This window comes from Streptomyces sp. NPDC004838 (assembly GCF_053600955.1).
In genome coordinates this window covers 237,115-243,114 of the sequence record NZ_JBSGAW010000009.1, presented here as the reverse complement: position 1 = coordinate 243,114, position 6,000 = coordinate 237,115, and the positions used below count along the sequence as shown (strand labels likewise).

The following is a 6,000-nucleotide window of genomic DNA, read 5'->3' as shown; positions in this document are numbered from 1 at the left end:
GCAGATGTGCGAGCGGGGCCTCCCGACCGGTGGGGCTGGCCACCGCCGTGACGGCGTGGGCGGCCTCCCGCAGCCGGTCGGCGGTGATCCGGGCCGCCCCGGGGCGGCCACCGGCCGGAGGAGTCGTCCGATCAGGCGCAGCTGATGCCGATACAGACGGTGTTGAGGAGGGTCAGCAGGCCGATGCACTCACACGTCCCGCCGAACGGTGCCCCGTCGACGCCGACCGGGTCGGTCTCCGGAAGGGCGTGCAGCTGGGCCAGCAGTTCGAGGTTCTGGTTCTCCATGACATTCTCCTTCACTTGTGAGGGGCGACAGGTTCCCTGCCGCTATGGCGCTTCTGGTGGATCTTGCCGGGCTCGCGTGCCCTGGTACCGCCCCCTGGGCCTGGCGGCCCGGGAGGTGCCCCCACCCTGGGCCTGGCGGCCCGGGAGGTGCCCCCACCCTGGGCCTGGCGGCCTGGGAGGTGCCCCCACCCTGGGCCTGGCGGCCTGGGAGGTGCCCCCACCCTGGGCCTGGCGGCCTGGGAGATGCCCATTTCTGGGCCTGACGGCCCGGAGGTAGCCTCACCGCGTGGACTCCCTCCTCCGCCTTGGGATGCACGGCACCAGACCCTGCTCACTGACCCGGTCTGATCCATCAGAAACGCCTAACCCGGCTGCTGGACCATCCAGTGCCGGGGGTCGGTGTGGCGGACACGCAGGAGGAACGCCAGGATTCCCGCGGATCCGTCGCTCCAGCTCGTCGAGACGTCCCCGTACTCGTTGGGGAAGACGACGTGGCTCTCGCGGTGGGCCCGTTCGGAGACGATGAGGCGGGCGAGGTCCTCGGCCATCGCGCGGTGGGCGGTTTCCCCGGTGGCCTCGGCCAGGTCGAGGAGGAAGTCACCGTTCCCCGCGAGCCCGTGGCACTGGGTGAGCGCGGTGCGAGAGGCGCGCTCCACGACGGCGTGCGCGGCGCCGCGGGCGAGGTCGCCGAACCGCTCGTCGCCGGTGGCCCGCCACAGCCGGGTGAGGAAGGAACCGATGCCCGCCGAACCGTGGCACCAGTGCGGGGCCGTGGGTACGTCGGCGGCCTGGGCCGGCCACTGAGCGGCCCTGCCGACCATCACGGCGTCGGCCACCAGCGTCTCGCCCGCCGCTACGGCCAGTTCCCTGTGCTCGCGGCGGTCCGAGACGGCCGCGGCGGCGAGAAGGAAGCAGCCGATGCCGGATGTTCCGTGTGCGAAGCCCAGATAGCGTTTGCCGGCCTCCTGGGAGACGGCTTCCGCGGGAACCGGCCAGCTCACGCCGGAGGGCTCGTGCTGCGCGGCGGCGGCCAGCCGGTCGGCCGCGTCGACGACCAGCTCGGCGAAGCGCGGGTCGCCGGTGCGGTGCCACAGGTGGGCGGCGGCGAGTCCGCTGCCCGCGGAGCCGTGGGTGATGTCGTGATGGGGCGTCTGCTCCTGCGGGGCCAGAGCCACGGCCACCGCGTGGTCCATCAGCGTACGGTCGTCGACGGCCCGTCCGGCGTCGTACAGCGCCCAGGCGGTTCCGCGGCCGCCGAAATGCAGGCCGGGACGTACGGAGCGGGTGTCGGTACGGGCCGCGATCCAGTGGCCCGCGGTGGAGAGCAGCGCCGGCAGACGCGGGTCGCCGCTGAGTGCGAAATACCGTGTCAGGACGGCCAGGACACCGGCCGCGCCCTGCTGCACCGTGCAGGGGTCGGTCTCCCCCGCCATGGTGGAGACGGGCCACAGCCGCCGGTCGTCCGCCGGGGTCATCGAATCGACGAGGTGGTCCACGATCCCGGCCACCGTGAGGTGCGTCGCGTCCCGCGGCCCGTCGTCCCGGGCCAGCCGGACGGCGGGGCGCCCCGCCCGCGCGGTGTCCGCCCGCGCCGTGTCCGTCGTGCGCAGGGCCTCTCGTGCCCTGGCAGGGTCCCAGCGCTCGGCGGGGTCGTCCTTCATCAGCCCGAGGATCATCTCCGGCAGACCGTCCGGCAGCCGGAGCGAATCGGTACAGGCGGTCAGCCACTCGGCGAGCCTCTGTTCCGCGGCCCTGGTGGCGGGCTCCTCGGACAGCAGGTTCGGTACCTTCCCGGCCAGGACGAAGCACACGGTGGCGCCGAGGCTGTAGTAGTCGGCCGTCGGGGAGACGGGCGCGTCCACCAGGCGCTCGGGGGCGCTGAAGCCGGGGGTCCCCACACGGGTCGGCAGCGCGACGTCGTCCTCCAGGACGGCGAGTTCCAGGTCGATGAGGCGCAGTTCGCCGTCCGGGCGGACCATGACGTTGCCGGGCGTGAAGTCCCGCAGCACGCAGCCGCGGGCGTGGGCCGCCGCGACCAGGTCCACGAGACGTCCGACCTGGGCGAGCGCGTCGGCGCGGTACCGCTCGCCTCCGGTGTCGCGGAAGCGCTCGGCGACCCAGGTGCGCAAGGGCACGCCCGGCACCTCCTCCTGGGCCAGGAACAGGTGCCCGCCGATCTCGAACGTCGCGAGGCGCTCCGGCGCCAGGCCCGTGCCCTTGAGCTCGTCGAGCGTCCGGGCCTCGGCGCGCAGCCAGTCGCGGACGTCGCAGCCGGACGCGTCGGCCTCGACGTACGGCCTGGCCTCCTTGATCACCACGGGTGCGCCCGTGGTGACGTCCGTGCCCCGGTAGACGCCGCCCTTGTTCGTGTGCCGGATCGCCTCCCGTACCGAGAAGCGGCCTCCGAGCACCACCGGGCCGCCGGCCGCCTCCTTGGTACGCGGTGCGACCGGCACCGAATCGGGGAAGGGGCTGACCGCCCAGGAGGGCGGGTCGTACTGCCCGGTGCGTCTGTCCTCCACGGGGTTGCCGTCGGGGTCCTCGATGAACCACACGAGCAGTCCCTCGTCCGACAGCCGTCGCCGGCCGACGAAGGCACCGTAGCGGTAGTGCACCAGGCTGTGTGCGGCGTACGGCCGGTCGGACAGAATCCGGGGGCCGGCCAGCCCCGCCGTGGCCCCGTGCAGCTCCTGTGCGATCCGGGCCGCGTCGGCGTCGGAGGACGGGTATACGGTGATGAACTTGCCCGAGCTGCCCCGTGGCGTGGCACGGGAGTTGAGTGCGGTCACCTGCTCGAGCGAGCGGGCGAACTTGAATGCCGACTCCTCCGGCAGCAGCACGTCCAGGGCCCTCGCGAGGACCTGCGGCGCGGAGGCGGCCGTCGCCGACACGTGGAGCTTCCAGCCCTGCTTGCGCCGTGTCGCGGAGCGGGGTGTGAGGCGGCACCACATCTCGTCCGCGTCGGCCGTCCAACGCGCGCCGGTGTCCGTCGCCCGCAGTGCCTGGTCGAGGATTTCTTCGAGGTCGACTTCGGTTGCGTGGGTCGTCATGCGTGTCCCTCTCAACGGTGAGAACCGCTGGTGGAATATGCCCTCGGTTCTTCGACCGTACGACGGCGCGCCGGAGCGACGGCAGTTGAAGGAGTGAGGCGCACGGTGTCGCTTCACTTCAGGAGGCGTGAACCGGCGCAAGACGAGGCGCGCGGGTGCCACCCGGTGGCCTCGGCTCAGTGACGGGAGCACGCGTCATCTCGGCTGGCCGAACACCTCGACACGGCCCAGATCGCGGCCTCGGTCGGCTCGGTCCGCTCGGTCGGCGACGTGTACGACAACGCGCTCGTGGAGTCGACCCGCACCTCCACCACGCTCCTCCGCAAGGCCGGCCTCCGCCGCATCCGCTTCCGCGACGTCCGTCACTCGACTGCCACCTTGCTCCTGAACAGGGAGTCGAACTCGTCGCGATCAAGGAAGTCCTCGGCCACGCCCACATCGGCGTCGCCGCCACCGTCTACGCCCACATCGGCGTCGCCTCCGGCGAGACGCCCTGACGATCGAGCCCGCGGCCCGCACCCGGTCCGGGACGCCCGCCGGAGAACACCTCAAGGGCCGTGGCTCCCCGAGCGGGGGAATCACGGCCCTTCTGGTGCGAATCGGGTCAGAGTACCCGTACGGCCCCGGTCGCCGGGTAGCCCGAGAGGTCCTGGATCACCACGCCCTTGCGGGGGTTGGCGGCGTCCAGGTACTTGCCGCCGCCGATGTAGACACCGGTGTGGTACGCGCTGCCGGCGCTGCCCCAGTACAGGATGTCGCCGACCTGGAGGTTCGACGTGCCCACCTGGCGGCCGGCCGTCGACTGGTTCTGGGAGACGCGGGGCAGGTCGATGCCGACCTGGCGGAACGCGGCCTGGACCAGGCTGGAGCAGTCCCAGGAGTTGGGGCCCGTCGCGCCCAGGACATACGCGTCGCCGACCTGCGCCTTGAGGAAGGAGATGACGGTTCCGACGGAACCGGAAGGGGTCGAGGAGGAAGGGGTCGAGGAGGAAGGGGCGTCGCTCTTGGCGGAGAGCGAGGTGCGCGTCGCGGTGCGGGAGGCGCGCTCCTGGTCCGCGGCGCGCTGCTTCGCCTCGGCCTTCTTCGCCGCGGCCTTCTCGGCGTCCGCCTTGCGGACCGCCTCGGCCTTGGCCTTCTTGGCCGCCTGCTGCGCCTTCACGGCGGCGGCGTCCTCCTGGACCTGCAACTCCCGGTCCAGGACTATCTGCTGGCTGTTCGCCGCCGACTGGGCGACCGCCTGGGACAGGGCGGCCACGTTGAGGGCGGGCATCTCAATGGTCTCGGTCACGGGGTCGGCGCTCGCCGGCCCGGCGGCGCCGGCCACTGCGATGGTGCTGAGGACGCCACCGGCAACTCCGGCCCGGAGCGCCATGGTGGAGGCGCTCCGCTGGCGGGGCTTCCGGTGGCTGGGTATGTGAGCGGTGTGGGGCATGGGTACACCGTTATCAGTCGTACATAGTTCCCTTCAAGAAACGTGGGTTGCGCCACAGTTACGACCGGAATATCTCAATCCGCTTCCGAAGAACCTTTATTGACGCCGTAACGGGCAATACGGACATCGGTGAACGCGGTGATGAGCACGGGCTTTCGGGAAAAGGTCCGAATTGCCTGACGCCTACCACCCTCGCCATCCGATGGCCAAGCCCTCCTTAATCGGGGGTTGTTGGGTGTGGCACAGGTCACATTGCGGTCAGGGGTGAGGTGGTCCGTGGGGATTACCGGGAACCGCGCCGGTCGCGAACGCGTCCAAGCTGGCCGCGAGCGCGTCCGGAGAGGGGTGTCTTCCCGAGCCCGGGGAGAGCGCGTCGCCCCGGCGTCATCCCCGCGTCGCAGCGGTGCCGCCTCCGCGCCGCCCGAGCGTCATCTCCGCGCCGCTCTCGCCGTCACCCCCGGAGCGCCGCCCGGGAGATCGCCGCCCCGCCCTGCCTTTCGGGGGCGGCCCGCGATCGGCCCGTCGGCGCTTCGGCACCCCGAGCCGCTCTGCCCCCAGGGCCGTCCCGGAGTGCGTCCAGAGATCGATCAGTCACCCGTCCCGTCGGCTCCGGCCGTCCCCAAGATCGCCCCGAGATCGCCCCAATGATCGTCGCGAGGTCGCCCAGAGGCCGCCCGGAGATCGTTTCCGCCGTCGGCCCCCGGCCGGCCCCGCCCGGAGGTCGCCTCGGACCCGCGCCCGGACCCGGGCCGCCCCGGACCCGCGCCCGAGGCTTCGGCCACCGCCCCCGCCGTCCCCCGCCCCCGCCGTCCCCCGCCCCGGCCGTCCCCCGCCCCCGCCGTCCCCCGACCCGGCCGCCGCCACCGCCCGCCCGCCGAAGATTCGTGAACCCGCGCACGCGCCCACCCCTCCTGTACGCACTCCGGCCGACCGCTCGCGCCCTCCTCCGCCGTATGTGATGGGTCGCCCCGGCGCACCCCCGCGCACCCCGTCGCGCCCTCGCCGGCGCCAACCCCCGCTCGTGCGAGGCCAGGTCCCCTATCACCCGAGCCGGTCCATCGCCAATTTGCCCCGATGGGTCGCCCTTTGATAGTGGATCACCCTCGCGACCTGCGAGAACGCGAGCGTATGTCACGTCCCGTGACCCCTCGCGCGCTTCCCGTGTGAAGATCACCCACCCGCCGGGACCTTGATCGATCATCGGGTGGTGGAGATCACAAAGACGAAGGTC

The 6,000-nt window shown here is 72.4% G+C and carries 3 protein-coding genes and 1 pseudogene; 1 reads left to right on the top strand and 3 read right to left on the bottom strand.

What is annotated here, in order from left to right; genetic code table 11:
- Positions 1–131 precede the first annotated feature (131 nt).
- Complete coding sequence (locus tag ACWEFL_RS13580) at positions 132–287, bottom strand: VenA family class IV lanthipeptide (RefSeq protein ID WP_451711191.1); 156 nt, start codon at positions 285–287, stop codon at positions 132–134.
- A gap of 362 nt (positions 288–649) precedes the next feature.
- Positions 650–3,337: a class IV lanthionine synthetase LanL gene (gene lanL, locus ACWEFL_RS13575; RefSeq protein WP_451711189.1), complete on the bottom strand. Its 2,688-nt coding sequence runs from the start codon at positions 3,335–3,337 to the stop codon at positions 650–652.
- A 297-nt stretch (positions 3,338–3,634) separates the two neighbouring features.
- Here lanL and ACWEFL_RS13570 point away from each other — a divergent pair.
- A pseudogene (locus ACWEFL_RS13570) lies at positions 3,635–3,833 on the top strand (tyrosine-type recombinase/integrase); the annotation flags it as partial.
- A 108-nt stretch (positions 3,834–3,941) separates the two neighbouring features.
- Here ACWEFL_RS13570 and ACWEFL_RS13565 read toward each other — a convergent pair.
- A complete protein-coding gene (locus ACWEFL_RS13565) occupies positions 3,942–4,769 on the bottom strand; it encodes a C40 family peptidase (RefSeq protein ID WP_451711187.1) in 828 nt (275 codons plus the stop codon).
- Between the last annotated feature and the right edge of the window lie 1,231 nt (positions 4,770–6,000).